This is a genomic window from Kordia sp., assembly GCF_965283645.1.
In the GTDB taxonomy this organism is placed as follows: Bacteria; Bacteroidota; Bacteroidia; order Flavobacteriales; family Flavobacteriaceae; genus Kordia.
Map to the genome: position 1 here is coordinate 1,588,985 of NZ_CBDIPG010000001.1, position 25,348 is coordinate 1,614,332.

The window sequence follows — 25,348 nt, forward strand, 5'->3', positions numbered from 1 at the left end:
ATTTAGATAAATTATAGCTTTTTTAATATCTTTACTCCTATGGAGAAACGGTATTTTGTTTTAAAAAAAGGCTATTTAAATATTGATGAAAATTACTTTTATTTCAGCGATCATGGAAATTGGGAAACGTGTGAAATATTAGAAGAAACCGAAAACCCGAAATTGACGCTTACATATATTTTAACACATCTTTTGAAAACGTTCATTTTAGTGATTGTTCTTATGGTTGTGATGTATTTTAGTACTGGAGAGCATAGATTTAATTATGATTATTTTTTTCTATTCTTTTTATTGATTATTCATTTTTTATATCGACGTTCTAAAATTTCAAAGTTTAAGATTCCTATTCAAAAAATTGAACGTTTGCATATTGAGTCTGATCGTTTGATTGTAACGTTCAAAAATTCTAAAAATCAACAAATTGATCATACTGTGAAGCTTGATGATACAGCTGAAATTAAAGATATTCAAGCGTATTTGCAAGAACATTTTAACCATACATACACAATTGCATGAATTCCGTAGCCGAAAATTATTTAGAAAGTACACGCAAGCAATTTGCCTATTATAAAAGTCTTGGCGATAAAACTTTTGCGCAGTTGAATGAAGAAGATATTCATTGGCAACAGAATGAAGATAGCAACAGCATTTCTATTATTGTAAAACATATTGTTGGAAATATGCTGAGTCGTTGGACAAATTTCTTGACGGAAGATGGTGAAAAACAGTGGCGACATCGTGATACAGAGTTTGAAGCTACGTACAAAACAAAAGCCGAAATGATTGCCGCTTGGGAAAAAGGTTGGAACTGTTTATTTACTGCGATCAATCCGTTACAACCGGAAGATGTTTCTCGAATTATTTATATCCGAAATCAAGGTCATACAGTCATGGAAGCCATTACACGTCAGTTGTGTCATTATCCGTATCATATTGGGCAATTGGTGTATGTTGCCAAGTTGATTCGTTCCGATGAATGGAATTCGTTATCGATCCCGAAAGGAAAATCTTCTAGTTATAATACTGATAAGTTTAGTAAAGAAAAAAGCAAGAAGCATTTTACAGATGATTTATGACCTATATAGCAAGAATCGAGCTGTAATTGATTAAAAAAACAAACTCGATTCTATTCAATTAAAATTTATTGTAACTTTATTACTATACTATAAACTAGCAATTGGCATTGGTATAACAAACCTCATTTACTGTATTATTTGTTACTGTTTGTACTGGTTCACATGTATATGTATGGTAACATGTTACATTTGTCAAACATATTATATCTGAACATTTGAAGTACCTAGTATTGCAATCATTTAAAGTATTGTCAATATCGCCGCCTTTAATATTATCTATTTCAAATTTAGCTATTGTTGTTCTACTTAAACTTAGTTGGGTTTTTAACTGCTTTTTTTTCATCTTTTTATATTTTAGTTTATGTTCATACTACTTGTAAAATTTTCACAAGTTTTTAGTGTTTGCGCAAATACACTTTTGTATTTCTGTAAACGAAGTACTTGTATTTTTAGATGCAATTCAAGAGAAGTAATATCCATTTCCGTGAATTGAACTAAAAGTTAGTGCTATGGAAATGTATTTTTTTATACGATTATGAATATATTAGTATCACCAAAAAACTAGGTATGTTTTCGTGTAGATGCTTTCTAATTATGCTTTGTTGTAGCTGTTTTAGTTATGGGCAACAAGCAATCGATTCGCTCGCTTTGCTGTCGCTTCAAACAATAGAAACGCGCATATTGGCAACTAAAAAGAAGGATTCAAATTATCAAACTTATGCCAACGCTTTTTTAATTCGCGCAAAAGTGAAAAATGATAGTTTACAAATAGGAAAAGCATATTACTTTCTACGAAAAACCACCAACGATTTTACTACAAAAATTCAATATTTGGACAGTGCTATTTTGTATACAGAACACTTGAAACATGAAGAATTTCCCGTCCGTTTTTATTTAGCCAAAGGAACATTATTCTATTATCAACATAAGTATGTAGAAGCTTTAGAAAATTATTTACTTGCTGAAAAAACGATTAAAGACACTAAAAATGTATTCTATTATGACGCCAAATATAATATTGGTTTTATGCAACGAACTATTGGCGATTATGAAAGTGCTGCTCAAACGTTTTTAGAATGTTTACAGTTTGAAACGCCTGAAAATGCGCGACATGATATTTTGTTTCAATTGTCAAGTATTTATTACGAAAGTGGTCAGCATGCGAAAGCGACAACTATAAATAAAGATGGAATTTCGTTGACATTGAAGCAACAACAATTGCCTTTGTATTATCATTTTGTAGTGAATGAAGGTATTAATTTATCCGTTGGTGGAAATCATATTGCCGCTATTGATAGTATTGAAAAAGCATTGCCAAAGTTGGATGAACTAGATCAATTGATCGGAGAATTTTATTTAGGGAAAAGTTACAATGCAATTGGCAATACCACAAAAGCATTGAACTATTTTAGGAAGATTGATACTGCATTTTCAAACAATGCTGATATATTATTGCCATTGCGGGAATCGTATGAATTTTTAATTACGTATGCCAAACAAAAAGGTGACAAAGAATTGCAATTACAGTATACAAATAGATTGTTGAAACTGGATAGTATTCATCACATACAGTATAAAGAATTGTCGCAAACGATTGTAAAAAAGTATGATATTCCACGATTGTTGGAAGAGAAAGAAACTTTAATTGCTACACTTACAAAAGATTCCGAGAATACACATCAGAAACTTCAATTGAGTCTTAGTATTGGTGTTTTTGTCACTGTTTTAGGACTTGTGATTTTGTTTTATTATTATCGAATGCGAACACAGTATCGAAAACGTTTTGATATGCTTGTTGAACAACAAAAAATAGTTGAAATTACACCAATACCAACTATTTCAGAATCTAAAAATACAGTTGAAAATTCAATGGGTTTAGATGAAGCTTCTGTTGCATCTATTTTGGAACGATTGCATATTTTTGAAACTGAAAAACATTATTTAACCAATCAAATTTCATTACATGATGTCGCCAAAATTGTAAAGACAAATTCGAAATATCTTTCTAAAATTATCAATTCATATAAGAATAAAACATTTACCAATTACATTAACGAGTTGCGAGTTTCGTATACTATTGATCGTATTCAGAATGACGAAATGTATAAGAAGTTTACCATTCAAGCTATTGCACAAGAAGCCGGATTTACAAATTCAGGTGCTTATGCAAGAGCATTTTATAAAAAAACAGGTTTAAAACCTTCCTATTTTATTAAAAATATACGCGCTACAGCGGAAAAATAATGTTCAATTCACGGAATTGGACATTACTTATATATTTATTTTCAGTAAATCGGAGAACAAGCTGTAGTTTTAACTATTGAATTTTTTAATTATTTAGTTTTTATGAAAAAACAACAACAGAAGTTACGTTTTACCAAATCTAAAATCGCGCATTTTAAAACATTACATCTTTTTGGTGGCACAGATGCATCTACAAATCCGTATAGTAATGTTACTATTTCGGTAATCGATTGCCATGATACAATTGTTATAAGTTGCCATGAACTAGGTTGTTCCACACATGGAAGACCGCGTACAAATGAAGATTCACCTTGTGGAAAATCCCTTGAAGGTCTGCATACACATACTGATTGTTTATCTGTAAGTGCAAATTGTTAAGTCAATTAAAAAGAATCCAGCTTTTAGCCTTTAAATTACCGTTTAAGTGTTTGAATTTGTGATCGTGTTTCTAATTTTTTGACAAGTGAAAAAATGGTGAGTCCAAGTATGACAATATAACCAATGAGCAGTTTTACAATTCCGAGTGTTCCCAAACCTATTGCTATTCCTGTAATTCCTCTTGCTGCTCCGTATTCGTATCCTTGTTCCATTTGAATTGCAAAATAGGATGCCCAAAGAAAAATAGCGGTTAAAACTACGATTCCAATAATTTTTGGTCGTACGTATGTAAATGCATCTGGAATTTTGGATGTGTACCGAAACGAACTGAATTCGCTTTTTAAGTATTCGAAAATTTCATCTTTTACTGTTTCATCTTCAACAAATACTTCTTCTTCGGAATCTTTTCCTAAGAAAAATTTGATGTAATGAATTCCTCGCTGATTGACTACTTTTTGAACGTAATGAAAAGGAATACGATATAAACTTTTTAAAATTTCGTTTTTAGCTTCTTCAGTCTCAACCGTGAGTCGATTCATAATTCTGTCATCTGGACTTCCTTTGTAAATGTAATTGTCATGAATGATGATAAGTTTATCTGACTTTTTCCCTGTGGGTTTCCAAATTTTATCCAATGTCTTTTCAATTTTATTTTGTAGTGATCAAAGATATTCATTTGAAACTACTTTCATCATTTTTATTCTGAACTCACATGTTTTATCCAAGTGTAATCATACACACTTGCGTCAATACATTGCTTTTCGCCAGTTTGTTTGTTGATGATTTCATTATAATCGTGGTCTTTAAAGAATGGACTTTTGAATACTTGATGCATATCGAATCCTAGAAATTCTATTTTTCCAACAACATGCTTAAACTCGTATATATTTGTTAGTTGTTTCTTTTCTAAAATGTAGTTTCCAATACTATTACATAAAGAAGCATAACCGACACAATGTGCTTTTTGTGTTTCAAAATTGATATTCGGATTATTTGATGCTTCTTCTGTTACAAAGTGTACTTGTTTGGCTGTAATTTTCAAACTATAATTGATAATATCTTCAATATCAAGTTCTTTTCCTACTATTTCTTTTTCAATAGATTGGATAAGATTTTTATTGATAATTCTATAGTTTTTTCTTGTATCAGTTTTAGTATACTTCACTAATTTCTGATATAGAAATCCTTTGAAGATGAATAGTAAAACAAAGGCAATAAAGATATTTTTGCTATACTTTTTGAGTCTATTCATTACTCTTTGAGATATTTTTTACCGAATAATATTCCAACAATAAGTAGCACAATTACAAGTAGTATTCCAATCGCTCCAATTTTCAAAGCTACCGCTGAATTATCATACAATTCATCTGGAAAGAGTTTTGTGATGCCTGCAAACATTCTTGTAAAAAGAGCAGACACAGCAATTAGGATTGCCAAATATTTTGGATTTCCATATTTTACAATAGTTGAATTTAAAACTGGAGCTAAGTGAATTTCGGCAATCGATAAGAAGAATAATGAGAGACAAAATATCCAGAAATGTGTTGCTGTAACAACTTCAGGAATCAAAAATAATACTCCAAATGATAGGAATCCAAAGAAAAAACCAATTAGCATTTTTACAAATTGATGATTGTAATACCAAGACCAAATAACTGCGAAAATGAGCGAAAACACTATTACTGGAAACGACTCAATTTGTTGAAATACTATATGTGGATTTTCAAAATTTACCAATTCAGCCAAACTCATACGAATATCAAATTTGGCCACATACGTCAAATCACTAAACATCCAAAATACGCCAAGCACTATTAATGTTACCAGTATTAGTATAACACTACGATTTACGGAAAATGATTTTACTGTTGGGTTTACAATAGTTTCTTCTTTAGAAAATAATGGTATTAACATAGCGATTAAGAAAAAGAAACCTGCTATTATAAATGAAATTTTCCATGAATATACTTCACCAATATATCCTAATGCTAATACACCTGCAAATGCACCTAAGTTTATAAATCCGTAATAAATAGTATACGCACCATCTAATAGTTTTGTTTTATTGAGATAAAATTTACCAAAATACGCTATCATATTTGGTTTATATAAACCTGCTCCCAAAGCAATTAATCCTACACTAATATACACAGCATTTACAGAATGAATACATAAGATGAAGGCACCTATTGCTTGTAATATGCCTCCTAAAATGATGGCTTTTTTACTTTTTAACACTAAATCGCCTAGAAGCGCTCCTATAATAGTTGTAAAAGCGATAGCTAGTGCCATCGTACCATAAAGACCTAATGCATCTCCTCTTGACATTTCTAATCCGCCTTCTGATAACAGACTGCTTGTTAAATATAGTACTAATACAGCTCGAACACCATAATATCCAGCTCTTTCAAACATGGAAGCTACTCCGTAAATAAATGTATATTTTGTATGTTTCTGATCTGTGATTTTTTCCATGCAATCGGTTTTGTGTTGCTGATACTTTTATGAGTAGTAGTTTTTGCAATTTCGCATCAATATACTTTTCTTTTTTGAAAAAAATTAGTGCATACAGTACAGTTTTTCATAAAATTGGTTTTCTGAAATTAACATATGACTACAATACATTAAATTATTTCTGGAAGATTTCTTTCAAAACGTGTGAAATAGTCTTTTCGATTTAAACTTAAAATTTCTAATAATTGATCCGAAGTTATTTGTACATACAACAAATCAAACGATTGTACTTCGTCATGTAGCATTCCAATAACAAGATTAAAAAAGCCTCTTTTCCCTCTTCTTTCTAGAATACGATAATCTACAATTTCAAGCCAAAAAACGCGCTTTCCTTTACATATAAAACCAAGTTCATCGATTGTGAATACGTTTTTGGGAGGTGTATAATATTCTATGACACTTCTTGCAATTGTAAAACAAAGTGACAAGAATGCTAGAAACCCGAATAAGAATTTGAAACCTCCTTTTGTTTCGACTGTGCATATTGATAGTGTTACTAGAGCTAAAATGCCAATCATAAACAAACCATTCATTTGTTGGATTTCTTTAAATTTTAAATTGTGTGTATTTTTCTTATGATTGTATTTTTTGTAAATCGGATGATTGGGTTGTAAATAATCTTTTTTTCGAAGATTGATCAACATAAAGTTCGTTTTTATATACTTCATGATTGCATTATGTGCTTCAATTTGCTTGTCTTCCAATACTTCGAAGTCAATTTTGAAAGAAGGACATTCCTTTTCAAAATCAGCTACTTTTTTTGTCAATACACAGGTCATTCCAATTTCAGGTTCAAAATCTCTTAATTGGCATATTTTGCAATAAGAAAGATGATATTTTCGTTCGTCTGAAATTGGCATTGTTTGTTTTTTGTTGTTTTGTGAAAATACTTTTAAATTTCTTTATTCTTTGATTTGATAAAGTTAACTGATACAAAATATTAGTAGTAAGGTTTAAAAGATTGTAACACTTTTGAACTATTTTTTTCTATGGATGCAGCACTGTCAATTTCTACAATGTCACAGGAAAGTGAAGCTAACCAATCACGATGAATCTTGATAGAACGACCTGTAAACTTAAAATCATCATAACGTGTTGCCCAAGCGAGAAAAGCTTGCGAACGTTCTTGTATGATTGGGTCTGTTTGTAGTTTATCTCCGTAACGTTCTATTTCGCGTTGTTGCAAGCGTTGCAAACGAATTTCTTTGTCTAAGGTTACAAAAACAACCAAATCAAAAGCTGTTTGCCAATAACTTCCCCAACTCACTAATGAACCGCTGACAATTACGTTTTCGTGTTTTTCAAAATCGGCTTGTAAATTCTTGGCGCGTGCTGCCATTGTGATTTTTTCTTGAAACGGCGGATTAGTCGGTTTCCAATAATAATCGTCTACATCTAAGTGTTGGAACGAAGTCACTTTTGCAAGTTCTTTTCCAAGTGTCGTTGTTCCTGAACCTGATGCGCCGATGATGAGGAGTTTCATTGTTTTTTTGGGTTTTGGATTTTGGATTTTGGATTTTGGATTTTGGATTTTGGATTTTGGGTTAATTTGCACTTTTATATTTAAAATTTAGCATTTTACATTTATAATTTCAAAATTCGTTATGTAAACTTTCGTTTAATTCGTCTTAGAATTTCGGGTAAATTAAATGTCAATCCTGGTACTTTTATTTCGCTTGTCTTTACCAAATTACCAACAAGTTCTTCTTCGTTTTCTTTTTTAGTTTGATGTGAGTCAATAATAACATTTTGTTGATAATTAGTCATGTTTAAACTTTTGATTGTAGCATCTTTCATTTGAATAGCTGAGTTTGCCATCATCAGTTGTGACTTCAAAAATAAAACTTGTGAAGCCAATTGTTGTACTCCAACATCTGGAAACTCTGAAACGGCACTTTCAAACTCTGGACTTTCAGGAAGCGACAAATAGACTTGTAATGCTTCTTTTATTTTGTCTAGTGCTTCTTCTCCGTTTTCGGGAATTACCGTAAATAAAGTTTCATGTGTTTTGGATTCGATATTCGTTTCGGCATTGATGCCAATGTCTTTTAAAAACGTAGCAAAGTAAATTAAATATTGTTCACACGAACTTTGAATTTCTGGTGGAAATGTGAAGGTGTTTGATAGGTTTTGATTATTGGAACTAATTTCTTGAGTTAGTTCTAAAAATATATTGTCAATCTTCCTATTTAATAATTCAACAATCTCATTATGGAAAATATAAATATCATTTGTCCATGCATCTTCAGATAGGTATAAACGTAAGCCCAATTTAAGTACATCTTCAAAATCTTCGAATTGTCCTTCATCAATATATATGAATTCGACATCACTTAGAGATTTAATTAACTTTAATAAAAATGAATTTATTCCAAATCGAAAATCCCAATTATTTAAACTTAAATGAATATTTATGTAAGAAATATTTTTAACCCAAAAATCTATTGCTGTAAAGTATGTAAAAATAGAATCATGACGGTAATAAAAACTTTCTTCAAACAAAATTGTTATCTGATAAATTTTCTCATTAAAAACGTCCAAAATTCTGAGCCCCGATAATTTATTAACTTCTTCAAATTCTAAATGAAATCTACCTACTTCATCGTTATTTATTATATTACCGATATGTTTCTCTTCTAAAAAAACTTTCTTTTGCTCTTTATCAATTACCAAATTCGGCTTTTTCATACATTAACTATTAATTACAATACGTTAGTTGCTACAATGTAGGCAAATGTTACATTTCCTACAAAAATGATTTAGTTTCGCTTGTCATTCCTGCATGGGCAGGAATCCATCGAGAATATGAGTGGATTCCGCAACAAGTGCGGAATGACAATTAGTTTCAAAGTTATTCCAAACGTAACTTAGAGTGATTTTCGATAGAAATTTGTATTACGACTACGTTCAGTAGAACTATCGAGAAGTACTTTAAAGTTCTAAACTGTTCTCGATATATTTTTTGTCTATCTCGACTCCGCTCGATATGACAAAAAACAAATCAACACTTCCACAGGCTCAGTATACACACAAAATGTACAATTACAAATCAAGCCGAGTTAGCGATAGCAGTGGAAAGCCCACAGCGAGTTTGCGAGCGCGGACTTGTAACGAATAGCGCGACCTGAAGCGCATGCGAAAGGGAACTTCCAAAAACAACTTGATAAAGTTTATAGTTATCATAGAATTCCGTAAATTTGCATTTCGAAATCAGACAACAAAATTTTAAGATATGAATACATACGATATCATCGTTTTAGGAAGTGGTCCTGGCGGATATGTTACTGCCATTAGAGCGTCTCAATTAGGGTTGAAAGCTGCTATTGTTGAGAAAGAAAGTTTAGGTGGCGTTTGCTTAAATTGGGGATGTATTCCAACGAAAGCATTATTGAAATCAGCACAGGTTTTTGAATATTTGAAACACGCTGAAGATTACGGATTATCTGTAAAAGATGCCGATAAAGACTTTGACGCTGTTGTACAACGTAGTCGTGGTGTTGCTGACGGAATGAGCAAAGGTGTTCAGTTTTTAATGAAGAAGAATAAGATTGATGTACTTAACGGTTTTGGAACTTTGAAAGCCGGAAAGAAGATTGATGTAAAAGATACAAACGGTAAAACTACCGAATATAGCGCACAACATATTGTTATTGCTACTGGAGCACGCTCACGTGAGTTGCCAAGTTTGCCACAAGATGGTAAAAAAGTAATTGGTTACCGTGAAGCTATGACATTGCCAACGCAACCAAAGAAAATGATCGTTGTAGGATCGGGCGCAATTGGTGTTGAGTTTGCTTATTTCTACAATTCAATGGGAACAGAAGTGACTATTGTTGAGTATATGCCAAAAATTGTTCCTGTGGAAGATGCAGATGTATCGAAACAATTAGAGCGTTCGTTTAAGAAAAGTGGTATTAAAATTATGACAGCTGCGGAAGTAACTTCGGTTGATACTTCTGGTGATGGCGTAAAGGCAACTGTTAAGACGAAAAAAGGTGAGCAAGTATTAGAAGCCGACATTGTACTTTCAGCAGTTGGAATTAAAACAAATATTGAAAATATTGGTTTGGAAGCTGTTGGAATTGCAACAGATAGAGATAAAATTTTAGTAAATGATTTTTACCAAACAAATATTCCTGGGTATTACGCAATTGGTGATGTAACTCCTGGACAAGCATTGGCACACGTTGCTTCCGCAGAAGGAATTTTATGTGTGGAGAAAATCGCAGGAATGCACGTTGAAGCGTTAGATTATGGAAATGTTCCTGGTTGTACGTATTGTACACCTGAAATTGCTTCTGTTGGTTTGACAGAACAACAAGCTAAAGACGAAGGATACGATATTAAAGTTGGTAAGTTTCCGTTCTCAGCATCTGGAAAAGCAAGTGCTGGTGGAAACAAAGAAGGTTTTGTAAAAGTAATTTTTGATGCAAAATACGGAGAATGGTTAGGTTGCCATATGATTGGTGCTGGCGTTACCGATATGATTGCAGAAGCTGTTTTAGGTAGAAAATTAGAAACTACAGGACATGAAGTATTAAAAGCAATACATCCGCATCCGACAATGAGTGAAGCGGTCATGGAAGCTGTGGCTGATGCTTATGATGAAGTCATTCACATTTAATAATATTTTTAAAAGCTGCTCGTTGAGTGGCTTTTTTTATGTTTTCAAATTAGTAAACAGTTACAAAATGAAAAAAATTATTTTACTTGTATTGGGAATCATCGTTTTTGGTTGTGCTTCTACACATGTGATTACCGATGAGAAGTTACCTCCTATTCAATCGTGTGCTGATATAACTCCAATTTATGATCCTGAAGGCAAATTTGATATTTCAGAATTGGATAATCTTGATCGTTTATCGTATGCAACAACTTACACTATAATTCATACACAAACTGATTCTACAGAACGAAATACAATTAGATTGGAATTTGCAGATACAGGAAAACGTGTGGTACAAAAAATATTTCCGAAAATTACAATGCTGGATGAAAATGTGATTCAAAGTAAAGATTATGAGTATATTATGAGCGCTACAGCTTCCGTGTTGCAAATTAATAATAGTTCGGACGCTATAGAAGAATTGTTAATTCCAAGTCCAAAATCGGATAAACAACTCTTTATTGAAGTTCGTACGTATGTAAAAGAAGGAGCATTCAAAAATAGTGTTCGTACGTATGTTTTTCATACCAAAAAGAAAGAATTACTTTATTTTGATTCTGTGCGTTATGAATGTGATTTACGGGATGAAATTATGTTTAGAAAAGTATTGAATTACAGTTTAGAAAAACTTAAAAAAAGTATTGATTAGTTATGGATACCACAATCAGAGAAACAAAAACACTGAAATCATTTCGCTGGATTGCAATTTTAGAAGGAATCTCCTATATCGCATTTTTTATTACGATGCCTTTGAAATATATATACGATACGCCAATGCCAAACCAGTTTGTAGGGATGGCACACGGAATTTTATTTCTATTGTATGTATTACTTGCGCTTTTAGTAGTACTTGAACAAAAATGGAGTGCAAAACGATTTGTAATTTTCTTTGTTGCATCCTTGATTCCGTTTGCAACTTTTTATATTGAGAGAAAGTATTTGAGAGTTAAAGAGTAGTTGGGTTTTGGGTGTTTTTTACGTAGGATTCATGAATCTTACACAAAACAGCATGTTTTTACTTTTACAAAGTGTTGATTTTCAGTAATTTTAGATTATTAATCATTATTAAATCTATTATTATGAAGAAAAGAAATCTTAAATCATTACATCTCAACAAGAGATCAATTTCAAATTTGCAACAACATCAAATTAGAGGAGCATCGCTACTTCCGTTTACTTCTTGTACCATTGGTACATTGATATCTTATATGGTATGTCCAGATCCAGTAGAGCCAGCAGAACCAATGCCAGTAGATCCCGTAGGTCCTGTGGATACAAATACTTTAGAAACTACAAGTGAAGTTCTGTTTTCGATACCAATCTGCTCGATTTGAAAATCAATCCAAGGTTTTATTAAGTGTAGAAGCGAACTTCGGTTCGCTTTTTTATACCTATACATTGCTCCTTTTTGTTAAGTAAGGTATAGCCGTAAATCACTAGTATTTTTTTGTGTTAACTTTTATAATTATTAACCAAAAAAACTTACGTGATGTTAAAAAACATTCAAAATTTAGAACACTTTCAAGAACTATCCAAAGCACAACAAGCAACCATAAATGGTGGTGGTTTGTCGCAATGTTGTAATCCTACATTTAGATGTTGTAACTCCAATCCGGACTATAATGGTTTAAATTGTCAATATTTAAATGGTACACGATATTGTGTTTAGTTTAGTATCTTAAATTGTCCAATTTAAGCTAAGACACTTTTTTTAATTCATTTTTTTATTCTTCATTTGGTATATGTTTAACCAAAATTTTATACCATGAAAAAAAACATTTTAAATGTAAAAGGAGTTCAAGAACTGAACAAAAAAGCACAAGCAACAATTAACGGAGGAATTACAGGTATGCAATGTTATAATCATAGCGATTGTCAGATTCTAAAATCGTTACCTGGCATGCAATATGAAGAATTCTTCTGTTTTTGGGGATATTGCCAAATAGCATAATTTTACAGCGAACTTCGGTTCGCTTTTTTTATGCTCTTGTATCCAATTAGATTGAAAAAATATTTTTAAAAAATAGTTGTTAAGTAGGGTGTTTCCGTAATTGATTCTTTATTTGTTTTTGTACTTTTTAATCTAATCAAAAATATAAAATTATGAAAAAAAGAAATTTAAAATCTTTAAGCCTTAACAAAAAATCTATTTCAGACTTGAATCCTCAAAAAATTAATGGAGGTAATCTTGAAGGAGAAAGTTGGGCACGATGTAGTGAAGTGATGTCATGCATTACTTATACACAAAACAATGAAACATGTGGATCATGTTTGAGCATACATTTATGTATAAGCGTACAAATTTGCACAGAATAGTAATGTAGATACTAGAAGTTTTATAGCATTCAATGTTTTTAAAACTGAACTTCGGTTCGCTTTTTTTTTGATTTCATGCACATTCATTGACAGGTATTACGGCTTTACCGTAAGTATATGATGATTTATTTTTATAATTTTAGTTGAACCAAAAATATAAATTATGAAAAAAAGAAATATTACATCGTTAGATTTAAACAAAAAATCGATCTCTTTACTAACCTATGAAAAAGTAAAAGGAGCTGGTTTTTCTGATGGTCCTTCTTGTTTCTGCAAAACTGCTGCTGCCTATACGATAGGAGATAATTGCCAGCTCTGTCAATCTTCGTAATAAAATAAAATTTCTACAACGCTCTTCGGAGCGTTTTTTTTTTATAAACCATCAAGCTATTTTCACGGTCTTACCATACTTTAGTAATAATTTATTTTCATGTTTTATTATATAAATCAGCACTTTATATCATGAAAAAGAAAAACCTAAAATCATTACACTTATCTTCAAGAATTCGATGAAATTCATAAGTTTTAGACAACCTTTTTTATGCTTTCAAAAACTCTTATAATTTTGTTAAGTAAGGTCTTAGCATACTTGCTTTGCAATTGGTTTTGGTAATTTGTATGTATTAAAAAATTAAATTATGAAAAAGAAAAATCTAAAATCACTACGAATTAACAAGAAATCTATTTCTAATTTCAACGCTATTTCAGCATCAGGCGGAAGTGGAATTGTATGTAATGCTGAAACTAATATTATCTGCCCAGAACCCGCAGAAACTGTCGGTTGTGGTGTAGAAAGTTTTTGGTCATATTGTCCTTGCTAGGTCAATTCTCATCAAAGACTTAAATTGTTGATATTCTAAAAAAAGGAAATAGTAGATTTTGACTTTTTGTATGACTACAACAATCATTGTAAGACTAGAAATAACTGTAATCACATTTTTACGAATACTTGTTTTTGTAAATGCGAAGTTGTGAAGTAGTTTATAAAAAACAAAGGAACCCACGTTCACTTTGTTTTCATGTTTACAAACTACTTTTTAATAAGCTTATACGTGTATTTTCCTTTTACTGTTTCTATGGAAATAAAATAGATTCCTGCTTTGTACGTATTCATTTCTACTTGAAAATCTTTGCGTACACCGTTAAAATCTATTTCTTTCATTCGTTTTCCATGACTATTGTATACGAAAACTTTAGTTACAAATTCTGAACCTCGAACAGATACTACATTTTCTGTAGGATTAGGATATAGTGAAAAAATCTCGTTGGCAAACGCTTCAACCGATAGCAACTGTATAACTTCTGTAGTAACTGTATTTGTGATTATTGGAAGATTGAAATCAAAGAATATAGCAGCTTTGTTACTTATAACATCACCTATAGCTATATTAGTTTTTGGTTTTATTCTATACGTGATAAATCCGTGTGAGTTGGGTTCATCGCTTGTACTGTCTGGTAAGTTAATATTGTCAAAAATAAATTTTAATTCGTTACCATCCGTAATTTTTACATGTCCAGTATGACTCAGACTTTCCAATTGAAACGTGGACCAATCAAGATTAGCATCTAACTCATTGTTTACAGATACATTGATGGCAGAAGCCGTTCCTGTATTTTGAAAACGTATCGTATAGTGTAAAAATTTATCTGAATCTTCCAGTAAAATTTCTGTTCCTTCCAACACATTGATATCGTTAGGATCATAGGAACCTATGAGTGTTTGATTGATTGTAAACACATTATTTGTAGCTGTGACATCACCTGTAACAGGATTTACTATAGTCGTTGCCGAAAGTGTTTCTCCGATGTTATTAACTGGTGGTGCAAGCACATTGAATTCCAAATTGATAGTTCGAATTTCAAACGGATTCAAATCCACATAATTGAACGTTATGGTGTTTGATGTTTGTACATCAATTGTTTGAGACGCATTTAAGAACTGTATTTTTGAATCATCGTATTGAAAAGAAACGCTTCCACTTTGTTGCGTTGTGCCCTCATTTTTATAAACAATTTCGTAAGTTGTATCAAATCCAGGACGTGGATCATCAATATTTGGATAAACCGCAACAGATAGATCGGTTAGTAATGAATTTGGTGTGAGGCAAAAATCAGCTGTAGCAGTAGCTCCAAAACCTGTAAGCGTATTTGTATGTATGTTTGGCACCACTGAATAATTTGAAGATATTGTGGATTGTATCGTCGTCGTAAAAACTCCTTCACTTACTGGAATTGTATAACTTCCATCTGCTAGTGGATAAGTAGCATATGTATTAATTCCATTGTCTGCAACCACAATAACATTTGAAATATCTATGTCATTGATTCCACATCCGTTGGCATCAATATCTAAAGAAACATTTCCGTTAATTTCATTGGGTAGCCTTCCTACATTTTTATACCACAAAATTTGATTAGTACTCTCTACTGCAAGAATAACGTCTAATGCGCCATCATTATTTAAGTCGATCACATCAATAAACAAAGATGAATCTGAAATAAACAAAGATGAATCTGAAATTCCTGTAGCTATAATGTGTAATGCAGTAAAGTTACCACTTCCGTCATTTTCTAACCAGGAAACAGTGGTGTAATTATCAGTAGTTCGACTTCGGAATATGATATCGTTATCTCCATCTGCGTCTAAATCTTCAATAGCTACGACACGATAGTTGGAATTATTATCAGTGTTAACATTAGCAAAAATCCAATTCCAATTAGTGTCAAAATTAGCGACACCATCTAAATTTTCAAACCAAACGAGTCCAGCTAACACGTCTTTATCATTATCGGCATCCATATCGGCTATAACAATGTTTGTAGTAGTAGCATTGTCAAAGAGTACAACACGTGAATTGTTATATTGCCCTAAACCATCTTCATTACGAAGAAAAGCAATTTCTCTTTCATCTGGTTGGAATGCAGTGGAAAAAGATTTAGAATATGCTATATCCAAATTACCATCGCCATCTATGTCTGCAATCGAAAAAAATTGTGTTGCATAGCTTCTAAGAGTACTAGTCCCAAAAGTACCTAGTCCATCTGTATTTTTAACCACCGATAGACCAGAATAAAACCCCATACTAATTTCTGAAAAAACGACGTCTAAGTCATTATCATTATCGACATCATGTAGTGAAAAATCATATAAGTCTCCATAAGCGATTGGTTGCGCACTTGCAAAATTTAAATTTCCATCTAAATTTTCATACCAATAAATAGTAAGTCTATGCCCAAAAGCAATATCCATATCATTATCTCCATCAATATCAGCTATTCTTAGTATAGGAATGTTAGTTTCAGTGAAATTAAAAAGCGTTGTAGGCAAACCAAAGTTTTCAGTCCCGTCATTTTCATACCAAACAACGGCGTTATCATTTTGAGAAAAACCAACAATATCTATGTCACCGTCTACATCTAAGTCAGCGTGTACTAGAGCTACAGGTAAACTTCCTGTTGTTCCATTATCGGACAGCATGTGTATTTCAAAATCAACTTGTGCGTGTATACTGTGACTAATTAGTAGTATAGATAGTAATGAGAAAATCTTTTTCATTTTTAAATTTACGAAAAAACAGTTGATTTTAAAAACCTAGTGTTATGAAATTAAAGTGATTTGGTGTGAGCTCTGAAAAACAGACTTTTAAGAAATTAAAAAGTCATTCAATTTCTTGAATGACTTTTTCCTCAACCAACCTAATAACTGATATCCCACCTTCAGCTATGAAAAAATTGTGTGAAATCATTGTCTGATCTCTGATTCAAATATAGGGCTGGTTTGTCTTAATTTGTTCTTAATTGAATCTTAAAACTTGATTAAAGTTTTCACATAAAAACGTTAATTTTTAAGATATGATTCACATTAGAATCTAAAACCAACTCCGAAACGCAATGTTCTAAGCGCTTCAGATGAACCACTTCTTACATTTACCTGTTTAGTAAAGCTATGACTGTATCTTCCTTCCAAGAAAAAACGCTTAGAAATATTGTATTGCACACCAATTTCAGCAGAAATTCCTAAAGGTTTAAATTGAAACAAATCATTAGATTCATTAATTAAAAAATCAAGTTTTGGGCCTGCAAATAAGCTAAATTTATCTGATATTTTATACTTTAATAATATAGGAACTTCTATAAAATCATAACTATCAGTAAAAGTTGAAAAGAGTAATTCATTTTGAATACTAAAATTTTCAGACAATGATGTTTCTAAAAATAATCCTGCGTAAAATTCGACTCCTGTAAAGCTATCATTAAACTGATTCCCAAAATGATTCCCACTCAAACCAACTTTAAAACCGAATGTAGTTTGTTTTCCTACAGGTTTTGTGATTTCTTGTGCATTAGTTATGCAAATACACACAAAACAAAATAGTGTAATTAGTAATTGTTTTTTCATTATAAATTTTTTAAAATTAATGACCAAATCTAATGGCAACTACTGTTAAAAAATCACAAGTAAATTGTAAATGAAGATTAAATATTTCAGAATTAAGTATTAATTTTTAAGAGTTTTGGGCTATTTTGGGATTATATCGCAGTACCAAAATGCTGTGTCCCAAACTGAATCATCTGTAGCACAGCTATCTTCTTCTTTTTTTGAAGGTGTATATGTTTTTAACACTTTTTCGCCAATAGTAAATTCAATTGGTGATGAAAATATAGGTCCGTCATATACAAACGTGTGAAATTCGCCATTTTCACCACACGGATCAACAGTTGATGGTAAATCGTTTAGGAAGCTTTCATCTACAATTCTACCCACAAAAGATGCATCTAGTAATTTAGCATTTACACAAACAGTAATCGCTTTAAAACCCAGTGCTAACATTTCTTTTAATAACGTTTTTGTATCTTGTTTCCACAAAGGAAATACGGCTGTAATTCCTACTTCACTTAGTTTTTCTTCACGATATTTTCGTAAATCTTCTAAAAAGATATCTCCGAATATTCCATATTTATAGCCAGCATCAACAAGTGAAGCAGTAGCTTTTTTCATGGTTTCATCGTAGCTTGCCATGGAAACTTCTGCAGGAAAGTATATTTTTTGTAATGGCAATTGTAAACGTTTTACCTGCGCATCTAACAAAGCTTCTCGCAATCCGTGCATAGAAACACGTTCGTAGTCTTTATTTACTGTTGTAACTAATTGTGTTACGTTGTATTCTTTATTTTTTAGAATATGATATAAAGCCAGTGAAGAATCTTTTCCTGTGCTCCAATTAAAGTATGCTTTCTTCATTAATTTACGATAAGAAACTTTGAATTGCCAATTGATAACTTTGCATTCCAAAACCTAAGATAACACCTTTTGCATGCGCCGAAATATACGATTGATGCCTGAAGGCTTCTCTGCCAAATGTATTAGAAATATGAACTTCTACAACTGGCGTTTTGATGGCTTTAATTGCGTCTCCAATTCCAATAGATGTATGTGTATATGCGCCAGCATTTAAGATAATTCCATCAGAATCAAAACCAACTTCTTGTAATTTACTAATCAATTCGCCTTCTATATTTGATTGATAGTAGCTAAGCTTGCTATTCGGAAACTGCTTTTGCAACGCTTCAAAATAGTCTTCAAACGTAGCACTACCATAAATTTCTGGTTCACGTTTTCCGAGTAAATTTAAGTTGGGTCCATTAATAATAATGATGTTCATGGCAATTGTTTTGGTAAAAGTAGGCAATTTTTAAGCATAAAAAAAGGAAGTCAAATTGACTTCCTTTTCTAATTTTATGATGTGAGATTCTTATAATCCGAACTCCACTCCTAATCCGATTGTATCAAAACTTCCTCCATCTAGAGAAACTCCAGTATACGATAAGTTAAGGTTTACTTTATCAGATACATTGTAACCAATTCTTGGTCTGTAGTAGAAACCACCATCGTTACCATCGTTAATCCCGATTGCGTACCCTACGTCAGCTCCAATGTAAAAATCATTTGAAACATTGAAACGAGCAGCTCCTGCGATTGGAATAAATTGCGCATCTTCTACTTCTGCTGTAGCAGTAATTCCAGCGATAGTAACTGATTGCTCATCTCCGAAAGCATTAGTAAATCCAGTTGCAATACCAGCATCAAATTTTTCAGACACATTCCATAAGTAAGCTGCATCAAGACCAACACTAAATGTGTAAAAATCTCCAGCATCACCAATTGGTAAAGCTCCGTTTAATCCTACTTTAAATTCTTGTGCGTTTGATGTAAAAGCAAATGCAAAAATTGCAACTACTCCTAAAATAATTTTTTTCATCTTAAATAGTTTTTTAATTAATTCAGTACAAAAGAAGTAATTTTTGTAATTTGACATACATTTGTTAACTAATTATTAACATAAATTGACGCAACCCTTTTTTTAACATTCTGATTATCAATTGTTTAATTTTTAACAAATTTCACTAAATTTATAAGATTTTTCCTATGAAATGGGCGCATTCGCTAAAAGATTTCCAGCATTATTTAAAAATAGAACGTGGTTTATCTGACAACACTATTGTTAACTATTCTCACGATATTGAAAAACTAATACGATTTTTAGACGAAAATGTCATTCCTCATTCACCACTCACTATTGATGAAGAAACGATACAGCAGTTTGTTTATGAAGTTGCTAAAATTTTAAACGCTCGCTCACAAACACGCATTATTTCAGGTTTGAAAAGCTTTTTTAATTATTTAGTTTTTGAAGATTATAGAAAAGATAATCCTATGGAGCTAATTGAAACTCCAAAAATTGGAAGAAAGTTACCCGATACGTTAGCACTTAATGATATTGAAAAACTTATCAAAGCTATTGATTTGAGTAAAAATGAAGGGCACAGAAATAGAGCAATTATTGAAACTTTATATGGTTGTGGTGTACGTGTAAGCGAATTAGTAGGTTTAAAACTTTCCGATTTGTTTTTTGATGAAGGCTTCATCAGAGTCAACGGAAAAGGCGATAAACAACGTTTTGTACCAATTAGTGAGTTTACGCAGAAACATATTAATTTATATATTAATGGACAACGAAATAAAATTAAGCACATTCCTGAATTTAGTGATACCGTATTTTTAAATAGACGCGGAAAGCAACTCACACGTGTAATGATTTTTACGATTATAAAACGCTTAACAGAGAAATCAGGATTGAAAAAGAAAATATCACCACATACATTTCGACATTCTTTTGCAACACATTTACTGGAAAATGGTGCCGATTTACGCGCCATCCAACTCATGTTAGGTCATGAAAGCATTACAACTACTGAGGTTTACATGCATGTAGATCGTAGTCATTTGGCAAAAGTGATGGCAAAATATCATCCTAGAACATAAAAAAAACAGAAACCGTTAACTGATTTCTGTTTTTTGACTTTTCGTCTTTCTAGTAATCAACATGTACTCCAACAGTCTTGAACTGATTTTTTTTCACCAACATATGTATTATTGCAATAACACATAAATGATGCGGCTAAGGAAGCTGTCATTTTTCCTCCTTGGGTTTCAATCTGTGCTGTTTTAGAAAGCATGTCTACTCCTGTGAGATTTAAAATTTTCTTTAACATAACAGTACTTATTTAGGTTATACTAAAGATACCTATAAATAACAGCTATCTGTCAATGTTTTGCCATAAACTACAAACGTGAATACCGTAAGTTATAACACTTCAATATTCACGTTTTGTAAATTTATATAAGTAAGCACGAAACTATTTTGCAATATTTACGGCTCTTGTTTCTCTAATTACGGTAATTTTTACTTGTCCAGGATAAGTCATATCCGTTTGAATTTTTTGTGAGATGTTAAATGACAATTCTGCCGCTTTCGCATCATCTACTTTTTCACTTTCAACAATAACACGGAGTTCACGACCAGCTTGAATTGCATATGCTTTTTTAACTCCATTAAATCCAAAAGCAATGTCTTCTATATCTTTCAATCGTTGAATATAACTGTCTAATACTTGACGACGCGCGCCTGGTCTTGCTCCAGAAATTGCATCACATACTTGTACAATTGGTGATAATAATGAAACCATTTCTATTTCATCATGATGGGCTCCAATGGCGTTACAAACTTCTGCTTTCTCACCATATTTCTCTGCCCATTGCATTCCCAAGATTGCGTGTGGCACTTCTGTTTCAGTATCTGGCACTTTACCGATATCGTGTAACAATCCGGCTCTTTTAGCAAGTTTTGGATTTAATCCTAATTCGGCGGCCATTACACCACAAAGCTTTGCAACTTCACGTGAATGTTGTAATAAGTTTTGTCCGTATGAAGAACGATATTTCATTCTACCAACCGTTTTTATCAATTCTGGATGCAATCCATGAATTCCTAAATCGATGACAGTACGCTTCCCAACTTCAATAATTTCTTCATCAATTTGCTTGCGTGTTTTCTTTACAATTTCTTCAATACGCGCTGGATGAATTCGTCCGTCAGTTACCAATCTGTGTAATGATAAACGTGCAATTTCTCTTCTAACAGAATCAAAACAGGATAAAATAATAGCTTCTGGCGTGTCATCAACAATAATTTCTACACCTGTTGCGGCTTCCAAAGCTCTAATATTTCGTCCTTCTCTACCAATAATACGACCTTTTACATCGTCCGATTCAATATTAAAAACCGATACACAATTTTCAACAGCTTCTTCCGTTCCAATACGTTGAATGGTATTGATAATAACTTTCTTAGCTTCCTGTTGTGCCGTTAATTTTGCTTCCTCAAGTTTTGCTTGAATGTAGCTCATTGCATCCGTTTTAGCTTCTTCTTTTAAGGAAGCAACTAATTGATCTTTTGCTTCGTCAGCAGACAACCCAGAAATTACTTCTAATTGTTCAACTTGACTTTTATGTAAACGCTCAACTTCCGTTTTTTTCTTTTCAACAAAATCCAAACGATAGTTGTAATCTTTTAGTTTTGTTTCTATTTCTTGGTTGAGTTTTTTGTTTTTTGATAATTCACTTGAAATTTGAGATTCCTTGTCACGCGTACGTTTTTCGGCTTCTGCCATTTTTTTATCTTTTGATAAGATAAATTTTTCGTGTTCAGCTTTAAGCTCTAAAAACTTTTCTTTTGCTTGAAGAATTTTGTCTTTCTTCACACTTTCTGATTCTACTTTTGCAGCTTTTAATGCAGCAGTAGCTTCTTTTTTAGCGTCTTGAATAATTTTTGAAGCTTGTTTTTTCTCCAAGCTCTTGGCTATCATGAAGCCTATGAATGCGCAAACAACGCCGACGGCGACTGCGATTATGATTGTTGTACTATCCATCATCTATCGATCTTAATTATGTGTTAGTTTGTAAGGTAAAAACCTTAATTTTCACTTCTCAGTGAATGCAATCCTACTTTAAGTTTTGAATTCGCTTTGTAACGTTTCAAAAACAAAAAGTATATTTTTTAATTCAACTAACAATTTTGCGTGCGCCTTTCACGCTTCACAAAACTGAGTTTCATTAAAAAAGCCTACATTGATTAGAGTTTTGTATAAACTCCAAAAAAACAAGTTTAGAGCTAACAGATTGATCAAGGATCCGTCCAAATACCAAACAAGTTTAGTATTGACAGCTTGCTTTTACAATCATGACTCACTCTTTTTAATTATAGTAACGTTGAGTTTATCAAAAATAAAAACCAATGTAGGCAGTAACCTATTATATTTTACAGAACTTATGAGCTAAGTTGCGCTTTCAGTAACTCGTCGAGCGCTTTTAATTTGTCTTCTAATGCGGTTTGATTTGCATCTTTATCTATCGTTTTTTGCTCTACCTGAGCTGCAAATTGTACCGCGCACATTGCCAATACATCTTGCTTGTCTCTTACGGCATAGCTTTGCTCAAACTGTTTTATCATAGCTTCTATTTTCTTAGCCGCTTTGCGCAATCCTTCTTCTTGGCTTGCCGCAATGGTAAGTGGATATACTCTATCCGCAATAGAAAGCTTTATTTTGAGCTTATTTTCCATAGTGTAAAGAACTATCTTTTATTCGGCTAATTGTGCAATACAATGATCAATTTCCCGAATTAGTGTATTTATTTTAAGCTTAGCTTCTTTTTTATTGTTATCACTGCCAAGCATTGAATTTGCAATTTTTAGCGTTTGATACTTTTCTTCCCATCCTGAGATTTCTTGTTGCAAACGTTTTGTATTTTGAGTTGCCGTTGCTAGTTCTTGACTTAGTTTCTGGTTTTTTTGCTCCAACACTACAAGCTTGTGAAGCATTTTACTCACTCTATTTTCAAGAGAATCAACGATTTTCAAAGTACTACTCATTACATTTCTATTCAATGCATACAAGTACAAATTTAGCATTCATAAAATTAGTTCGCAAGGGTTTTGACCATTATTTAAAGTATTACTTTAAGTTTTGTGTTTTTTTGGTGCAGTTTTTGAATTTAAAGATTCCGAATTAACTAAGTATTAGCTATTTTAGCTTTTCAAACGCATTTTTGATTTATGTATAGACTGTTTTTTATTTTTTTATTATTCTTTTCTATTGCCTTTTCTCAACAAAAAATACCTCAAAACGATTTTAGATCGCCGTTAGATATTCCAATTATCTTATCTGGAACTTTTGGAGAGTTAAGAAGTAATCATTTTCACTCCGGAATTGATATTAAAACGAAACAGAAAGAAGGTTTTGAAGTGTTTGCTATTGGCGACGGACACGTATCGCGTATTAAAATTCAACATTGGGGATTTGGAAAAGCCTTGTACGTAACACATACGAACGGATATACTTCTGTATATGCGCATTTGAAAAAATTAGCTCCAAAACTAGAAGCCTATTTAAAGAAGCAACAATATAATAAGGAACGCTACGAAATACAATTGTATCCAAAAGCGGACGAATTGGTGCTTAAAAAAGGGGAAGTTATTGCCTATTCGGGAAATAGTGGTTCTTCTGGCGGACCGCATTTACACTTCGAAATTCGTGATGCGGCTTCCAAACCAATGAATCCAATGTTGTTTGGTATTGATGTAAAAGATTCGCACAATCCAACAGTAAATGGTCTTTTTGCGTATGCATTGTCAGATTCTGCTCAAATTAATTCTTCTAATAAAATTGTGCAATTGCAATTGAAAAAAGGAAAAGAGAAAAATAGTTTTACAACTGCTAAAGTCTACGCTTCGGGCGAAATTGGCTTAGGCGTAAATTCATACGATCGACAAGATTTAGCATTTAATAAAAACGGAATTTACCAATTGGAGAGTTATGTAAATGGTGTGAAAAACTTTAGTTACGACTTTAAAAAGTTTTCCTTTGGCGAATCGAGATATATTAATACATTGATTGATTATTCACGTTTTAAAAAGAAAAAGCAACGTGTACAACGCTGTTTTGTAACGCCTGCAAACAAATTGAGCATTTATAAAGATGTTGTCAATGATGGAAAAATTCAAATTGAAGAAGGAAAAGAATATACAGTTGTCTTAAAAATTAAAGACTTTAAAAACAACACAACAACCATTACTGTTCCTATTGTTGGTAAAAAACAAGCAATCACACAGAAAAAGAAAGAAATAGTTACAAAAAACTTAATTACACGTACCAAAGAATATACGTTAAAAGAAGGTGATGTAAGTGTATATATTCCTAAGCAAACTTTTTATGAAGATTTCTATTTTGACCTGAAAAAAGATAAAAATGGACGTTATACCATTCATAATGATAAAGTTCCTGCGCACAAAAACTTTGTAATTACGTTTGATGTTTCCAAATATACAGCGGCGGAACGCAAAAAGTTATTCATTGCCAGTCTAAATCGAAAAAAGAAACCATCCTACAGTAGCACCAAAAAGAATGGTACAAAGTTTACAACGAGTACCAAAAATTTAGGAACCTACTTTTTAGCAAAAGACACCATTCCACCAAAAGTGAAACCTATAAATTTTGCCAAGGATAAATGGATTTCCAGCAAAAAGTATTTAAAAATAAAAGTTACAGACAATCTTTCTGGCGTACGAAGTTACCGTGGAACTATTAATGGAAAGTGGATTTTATTTGAATATGACGCCAAAAAAGCAATGCTATCCTACGATTTTAGTGATGTTACTTTTACGGAAGCAAAACATAATTTAAAATTGATCGTTACTGATAATGTTGGAAATAATACTACTTTTACAAGCACATTTTTTAGAAAAAATTAAAACAA

Annotated in this window: 30 protein-coding genes and 1 other RNA gene; 14 read left to right on the forward strand and 17 right to left on the reverse strand. The window is 32.1% G+C overall.

What is annotated here, in order from left to right; genetic code table 11:
• The first annotated feature begins 39 nt into the window (after positions 1 to 39).
• The 4 genes from ACQ654_RS06805 (at position 40) to ACQ654_RS06820 (ending at position 3,698) form a co-directional block, all read left to right on the forward strand.
• Positions 40 to 516 carry a hypothetical protein gene (locus ACQ654_RS06805; protein ID WP_430409573.1) on the forward strand — a complete coding sequence of 159 codons (477 nt, stop codon included), beginning with the start codon at positions 40 to 42 and terminating at the stop codon, positions 514 to 516.
• A complete protein-coding gene (locus ACQ654_RS06810) occupies positions 513 to 1,076 on the forward strand; it encodes a DUF1572 domain-containing protein (RefSeq protein ID WP_430409574.1) in 564 nt (187 codons plus the stop codon). Before ACQ654_RS06805 ends, ACQ654_RS06810 begins: the two co-directional genes overlap by 4 nt.
• 567 nt (positions 1,077 to 1,643) lie before the next feature.
• The gene (locus tag ACQ654_RS06815) at positions 1,644 to 3,320 is read left to right on the forward strand and encodes a helix-turn-helix domain-containing protein (protein ID WP_430409575.1); all 1,677 of its coding nucleotides are present in this window, start codon (positions 1,644 to 1,646) and stop codon (positions 3,318 to 3,320) included.
• Positions 3,321 to 3,422: 102 nt separating this feature from the next.
• Positions 3,423 to 3,698, forward strand: coding sequence for a hypothetical protein (locus ACQ654_RS06820; protein ID WP_430409576.1), 276 nt, complete (start codon positions 3,423 to 3,425; stop codon positions 3,696 to 3,698).
• Between the two features lie 35 nt (positions 3,699 to 3,733).
• On the opposite strand, the gene ACQ654_RS06825 is transcribed toward ACQ654_RS06820, so the two are convergent.
• The 6 genes from ACQ654_RS06825 to ACQ654_RS06850 all read right to left on the reverse strand — a co-directional run bounded on the left by ACQ654_RS06825 (position 3,734) and on the right by ACQ654_RS06850 (position 8,900).
• Positions 3,734 to 4,333, reverse strand: a complete 600-nt coding sequence (locus tag ACQ654_RS06825) for a hypothetical protein (protein WP_430409577.1) — start codon at positions 4,331 to 4,333, stop codon at positions 3,734 to 3,736.
• Positions 4,334 to 4,395: 62 nt separating this feature from the next.
• Positions 4,396 to 4,950, reverse strand: a complete 555-nt coding sequence (locus ACQ654_RS06830) for a hypothetical protein (protein WP_430409578.1) — start codon at positions 4,948 to 4,950, stop codon at positions 4,396 to 4,398.
• Positions 4,950 to 6,173: an MFS transporter gene (locus ACQ654_RS06835; protein ID WP_430409579.1), complete on the reverse strand. Its 1,224-nt coding sequence runs from the start codon at positions 6,171 to 6,173 to the stop codon at positions 4,950 to 4,952. The genes ACQ654_RS06830 and ACQ654_RS06835 overlap by 1 nt, the downstream gene beginning before the upstream one ends.
• Positions 6,174 to 6,322: 149 nt before the next feature.
• Positions 6,323 to 7,072 (reverse strand): hypothetical protein, encoded by a 750-nt coding sequence (locus ACQ654_RS06840; protein WP_430409580.1) that lies wholly within the window; start codon positions 7,070 to 7,072, stop codon positions 6,323 to 6,325.
• An 80-nt stretch (positions 7,073 to 7,152) separates the two neighbouring features.
• Positions 7,153 to 7,695, reverse strand: a complete 543-nt coding sequence (locus ACQ654_RS06845) for an AAA family ATPase (protein WP_430409581.1) — start codon at positions 7,693 to 7,695, stop codon at positions 7,153 to 7,155.
• 119 nt (positions 7,696 to 7,814) lie between these two features.
• Entirely contained in the window at positions 7,815 to 8,900 is a 1,086-nt protein-coding gene (locus ACQ654_RS06850; RefSeq protein ID WP_430409582.1) for a hypothetical protein, read from the reverse strand.
• A gap of 544 nt (positions 8,901 to 9,444) precedes the next feature.
• Here ACQ654_RS06850 and lpdA point away from each other — a divergent pair.
• The 3 genes from lpdA (at position 9,445) to ACQ654_RS06865 (ending at position 11,835) form a co-directional block, all read left to right on the forward strand.
• A complete protein-coding gene (gene lpdA, locus ACQ654_RS06855) occupies positions 9,445 to 10,836 on the forward strand; it encodes a dihydrolipoyl dehydrogenase (protein WP_430409583.1) in 1,392 nt (463 codons plus the stop codon).
• A 67-nt stretch (positions 10,837 to 10,903) separates the two neighbouring features.
• Complete coding sequence (locus ACQ654_RS06860) at positions 10,904 to 11,527, forward strand: hypothetical protein (RefSeq protein WP_430409584.1); 624 nt, start codon at positions 10,904 to 10,906, stop codon at positions 11,525 to 11,527.
• 2 nt (positions 11,528 to 11,529) lie between these two features.
• The gene (locus ACQ654_RS06865) at positions 11,530 to 11,835 is read left to right on the forward strand and encodes a DUF3817 domain-containing protein (RefSeq protein WP_430409585.1); all 306 of its coding nucleotides are present in this window, start codon (positions 11,530 to 11,532) and stop codon (positions 11,833 to 11,835) included.
• 247 nt (positions 11,836 to 12,082) lie between these two features.
• On the opposite strand, the gene ACQ654_RS06870 is transcribed toward ACQ654_RS06865, so the two are convergent.
• Positions 12,083 to 12,277, reverse strand: a complete 195-nt coding sequence (locus tag ACQ654_RS06870) for a hypothetical protein (protein ID WP_430409586.1) — start codon at positions 12,275 to 12,277, stop codon at positions 12,083 to 12,085.
• Between the two features lie 90 nt (positions 12,278 to 12,367).
• Between ACQ654_RS06870 and ACQ654_RS06875 the strand changes: the two genes are divergently transcribed.
• The 5 genes from ACQ654_RS06875 to ACQ654_RS06895 all read left to right on the forward strand — a co-directional run bounded on the left by ACQ654_RS06875 (position 12,368) and on the right by ACQ654_RS06895 (position 14,015).
• Positions 12,368 to 12,547: a hypothetical protein gene (locus tag ACQ654_RS06875; protein WP_430409587.1), complete on the forward strand. Its 180-nt coding sequence runs from the start codon at positions 12,368 to 12,370 to the stop codon at positions 12,545 to 12,547.
• Positions 12,548 to 12,643: 96 nt separating this feature from the next.
• The gene (locus tag ACQ654_RS06880) at positions 12,644 to 12,829 is read left to right on the forward strand and encodes a hypothetical protein (protein ID WP_430409588.1); all 186 of its coding nucleotides are present in this window, start codon (positions 12,644 to 12,646) and stop codon (positions 12,827 to 12,829) included.
• Positions 12,830 to 12,981: 152 nt separating this feature from the next.
• Positions 12,982 to 13,194, forward strand: coding sequence for a hypothetical protein (locus ACQ654_RS06885; RefSeq protein WP_430409589.1), 213 nt, complete (start codon positions 12,982 to 12,984; stop codon positions 13,192 to 13,194).
• 163 nt (positions 13,195 to 13,357) lie between these two features.
• Positions 13,358 to 13,525 carry a hypothetical protein gene (locus ACQ654_RS06890; protein ID WP_430409590.1) on the forward strand — a complete coding sequence of 56 codons (168 nt, stop codon included), beginning with the start codon at positions 13,358 to 13,360 and terminating at the stop codon, positions 13,523 to 13,525.
• Between the two features lie 307 nt (positions 13,526 to 13,832).
• Positions 13,833 to 14,015, forward strand: a complete 183-nt coding sequence (locus ACQ654_RS06895) for a hypothetical protein (RefSeq protein ID WP_430409591.1) — start codon at positions 13,833 to 13,835, stop codon at positions 14,013 to 14,015.
• 209 nt (positions 14,016 to 14,224) lie between these two features.
• Here ACQ654_RS06895 and ACQ654_RS06900 read toward each other — a convergent pair whose 3' ends face one another.
• The 5 genes from ACQ654_RS06900 to ACQ654_RS06920 all read right to left on the reverse strand — a co-directional run bounded on the left by ACQ654_RS06900 (position 14,225) and on the right by ACQ654_RS06920 (position 19,454).
• Positions 14,225 to 16,750, reverse strand: a complete 2,526-nt coding sequence (locus tag ACQ654_RS06900; RefSeq protein ID WP_430409592.1) for a T9SS type A sorting domain-containing protein — start codon at positions 16,748 to 16,750, stop codon at positions 14,225 to 14,227.
• 306 nt (positions 16,751 to 17,056) lie between these two features.
• Positions 17,057 to 17,593 (reverse strand): porin family protein, encoded by a 537-nt coding sequence (locus ACQ654_RS06905; protein ID WP_430409593.1) that lies wholly within the window; start codon positions 17,591 to 17,593, stop codon positions 17,057 to 17,059.
• A 120-nt stretch (positions 17,594 to 17,713) separates the two neighbouring features.
• The gene (locus ACQ654_RS06910) at positions 17,714 to 18,436 is read right to left on the reverse strand and encodes a diphthine--ammonia ligase (protein WP_430409594.1); all 723 of its coding nucleotides are present in this window, start codon (positions 18,434 to 18,436) and stop codon (positions 17,714 to 17,716) included.
• 4 nt (positions 18,437 to 18,440) lie between these two features.
• Entirely contained in the window at positions 18,441 to 18,857 is a 417-nt protein-coding gene (locus ACQ654_RS06915; RefSeq protein ID WP_430409595.1) for a type II 3-dehydroquinate dehydratase, read from the reverse strand.
• 90 nt (positions 18,858 to 18,947) lie between these two features.
• A complete protein-coding gene (locus ACQ654_RS06920) occupies positions 18,948 to 19,454 on the reverse strand; it encodes an outer membrane beta-barrel protein (RefSeq protein ID WP_430409596.1) in 507 nt (168 codons plus the stop codon).
• Positions 19,455 to 19,621: 167 nt separating this feature from the next.
• Here ACQ654_RS06920 and xerD point away from each other — a divergent pair, with 167 nt between their 5' ends.
• The gene (gene xerD / locus ACQ654_RS06925) at positions 19,622 to 20,518 is read left to right on the forward strand and encodes a site-specific tyrosine recombinase XerD (RefSeq protein ID WP_430409597.1); all 897 of its coding nucleotides are present in this window, start codon (positions 19,622 to 19,624) and stop codon (positions 20,516 to 20,518) included.
• Positions 20,519 to 20,574: 56 nt separating this feature from the next.
• Here the strand turns inward: xerD and ACQ654_RS06930 are convergent, their stop codons facing one another.
• From ACQ654_RS06930 to ACQ654_RS06950, 5 genes are all read right to left on the reverse strand, one after another.
• On the reverse strand, positions 20,575 to 20,748 hold the full coding sequence (locus ACQ654_RS06930; RefSeq protein WP_430409598.1) for a hypothetical protein: 174 nt from the start codon (positions 20,746 to 20,748) through the stop codon (positions 20,575 to 20,577).
• A gap of 144 nt (positions 20,749 to 20,892) precedes the next feature.
• Positions 20,893 to 22,464, reverse strand: a complete 1,572-nt coding sequence (rny, locus tag ACQ654_RS06935) for a ribonuclease Y (RefSeq protein ID WP_430413006.1) — start codon at positions 22,462 to 22,464, stop codon at positions 20,893 to 20,895.
• Positions 22,465 to 22,681: 217 nt separating this feature from the next.
• Positions 22,682 to 22,810: non-coding RNA, 6S RNA (gene ssrS / locus ACQ654_RS06940), on the reverse strand.
• 52 nt (positions 22,811 to 22,862) lie between these two features.
• Positions 22,863 to 23,156, reverse strand: coding sequence for a cell division protein ZapA (locus ACQ654_RS06945; RefSeq protein WP_430409599.1), 294 nt, complete (start codon positions 23,154 to 23,156; stop codon positions 22,863 to 22,865).
• Between the two features lie 18 nt (positions 23,157 to 23,174).
• Positions 23,175 to 23,465, reverse strand: a complete 291-nt coding sequence (locus tag ACQ654_RS06950; protein ID WP_430409600.1) for a hypothetical protein — start codon at positions 23,463 to 23,465, stop codon at positions 23,175 to 23,177.
• Positions 23,466 to 23,648: 183 nt separating this feature from the next.
• Between ACQ654_RS06950 and ACQ654_RS06955 the strand changes: the two genes are divergently transcribed.
• Entirely contained in the window at positions 23,649 to 25,343 is a 1,695-nt protein-coding gene (locus tag ACQ654_RS06955) for a M23 family metallopeptidase (protein WP_430409601.1), read from the forward strand.
• Positions 25,344 to 25,348: the final 5 nt, after the last annotated feature.

Excerpts from the sequence above, each read along its gene's own strand:
- ACQ654_RS06805 (WP_430409573.1), top strand. The coding sequence starts at position 40 with ATGGAGAAACGGTATTTTGTTTTAAAAAAAGGCTATTTAAATATTGAT.
- ACQ654_RS06810 (WP_430409574.1), top strand. The coding sequence starts at position 513 with ATGAATTCCGTAGCCGAAAATTATTTAGAAAGTACACGCAAGCAATTT.
- ACQ654_RS06815 (WP_430409575.1), top strand. The coding sequence starts at position 1,644 with ATGTTTTCGTGTAGATGCTTTCTAATTATGCTTTGTTGTAGCTGTTTT.
- ACQ654_RS06820 (WP_430409576.1), top strand. The coding sequence starts at position 3,423 with ATGAAAAAACAACAACAGAAGTTACGTTTTACCAAATCTAAAATCGCG.
- ACQ654_RS06830 (WP_430409578.1), bottom strand. The coding sequence starts at position 4,950 with ATGAATAGACTCAAAAAGTATAGCAAAAATATCTTTATTGCCTTTGTT.
- ACQ654_RS06835 (WP_430409579.1), bottom strand. The coding sequence starts at position 6,173 with ATGGAAAAAATCACAGATCAGAAACATACAAAATATACATTTATTTAC.
- ACQ654_RS06840 (WP_430409580.1), bottom strand. The coding sequence starts at position 7,072 with ATGCCAATTTCAGACGAACGAAAATATCATCTTTCTTATTGCAAAATA.
- ACQ654_RS06845 (WP_430409581.1), bottom strand. The coding sequence starts at position 7,695 with ATGAAACTCCTCATCATCGGCGCATCAGGTTCAGGAACAACGACACTT.
- ACQ654_RS06850 (WP_430409582.1), bottom strand. The coding sequence starts at position 8,900 with ATGAAAAAGCCGAATTTGGTAATTGATAAAGAGCAAAAGAAAGTTTTT.
- lpdA (WP_430409583.1), top strand. The coding sequence starts at position 9,445 with ATGAATACATACGATATCATCGTTTTAGGAAGTGGTCCTGGCGGATAT.
- ACQ654_RS06860 (WP_430409584.1), top strand. The coding sequence starts at position 10,904 with ATGAAAAAAATTATTTTACTTGTATTGGGAATCATCGTTTTTGGTTGT.
- ACQ654_RS06865 (WP_430409585.1), top strand. The coding sequence starts at position 11,530 with ATGGATACCACAATCAGAGAAACAAAAACACTGAAATCATTTCGCTGG.
- ACQ654_RS06870 (WP_430409586.1), bottom strand. The coding sequence starts at position 12,277 with ATGTATAGGTATAAAAAAGCGAACCGAAGTTCGCTTCTACACTTAATA.
- ACQ654_RS06875 (WP_430409587.1), top strand. The coding sequence starts at position 12,368 with ATGTTAAAAAACATTCAAAATTTAGAACACTTTCAAGAACTATCCAAA.
- ACQ654_RS06880 (WP_430409588.1), top strand. The coding sequence starts at position 12,644 with ATGAAAAAAAACATTTTAAATGTAAAAGGAGTTCAAGAACTGAACAAA.
- ACQ654_RS06885 (WP_430409589.1), top strand. The coding sequence starts at position 12,982 with ATGAAAAAAAGAAATTTAAAATCTTTAAGCCTTAACAAAAAATCTATT.
- ACQ654_RS06890 (WP_430409590.1), top strand. The coding sequence starts at position 13,358 with ATGAAAAAAAGAAATATTACATCGTTAGATTTAAACAAAAAATCGATC.
- ACQ654_RS06895 (WP_430409591.1), top strand. The coding sequence starts at position 13,833 with ATGAAAAAGAAAAATCTAAAATCACTACGAATTAACAAGAAATCTATT.
- ACQ654_RS06900 (WP_430409592.1), bottom strand. The coding sequence starts at position 16,750 with ATGAAAAAGATTTTCTCATTACTATCTATACTACTAATTAGTCACAGT.
- ACQ654_RS06905 (WP_430409593.1), bottom strand. The coding sequence starts at position 17,593 with ATGAAAAAACAATTACTAATTACACTATTTTGTTTTGTGTGTATTTGC.
- ACQ654_RS06910 (WP_430409594.1), bottom strand. The coding sequence starts at position 18,436 with ATGAAGAAAGCATACTTTAATTGGAGCACAGGAAAAGATTCTTCACTG.
- ACQ654_RS06915 (WP_430409595.1), bottom strand. The coding sequence starts at position 18,857 with ATGAACATCATTATTATTAATGGACCCAACTTAAATTTACTCGGAAAA.
- ACQ654_RS06920 (WP_430409596.1), bottom strand. The coding sequence starts at position 19,454 with ATGAAAAAAATTATTTTAGGAGTAGTTGCAATTTTTGCATTTGCTTTT.
- xerD (WP_430409597.1), top strand. The coding sequence starts at position 19,622 with ATGAAATGGGCGCATTCGCTAAAAGATTTCCAGCATTATTTAAAAATA.
- ACQ654_RS06930 (WP_430409598.1), bottom strand. The coding sequence starts at position 20,748 with ATGTTAAAGAAAATTTTAAATCTCACAGGAGTAGACATGCTTTCTAAA.
- rny (WP_430413006.1), bottom strand. The coding sequence starts at position 22,464 with ATGGATAGTACAACAATCATAATCGCAGTCGCCGTCGGCGTTGTTTGC.
- ACQ654_RS06945 (WP_430409599.1), bottom strand. The coding sequence starts at position 23,156 with ATGGAAAATAAGCTCAAAATAAAGCTTTCTATTGCGGATAGAGTATAT.
- ACQ654_RS06950 (WP_430409600.1), bottom strand. The coding sequence starts at position 23,465 with ATGAGTAGTACTTTGAAAATCGTTGATTCTCTTGAAAATAGAGTGAGT.
- ACQ654_RS06955 (WP_430409601.1), top strand. The coding sequence starts at position 23,649 with ATGTATAGACTGTTTTTTATTTTTTTATTATTCTTTTCTATTGCCTTT.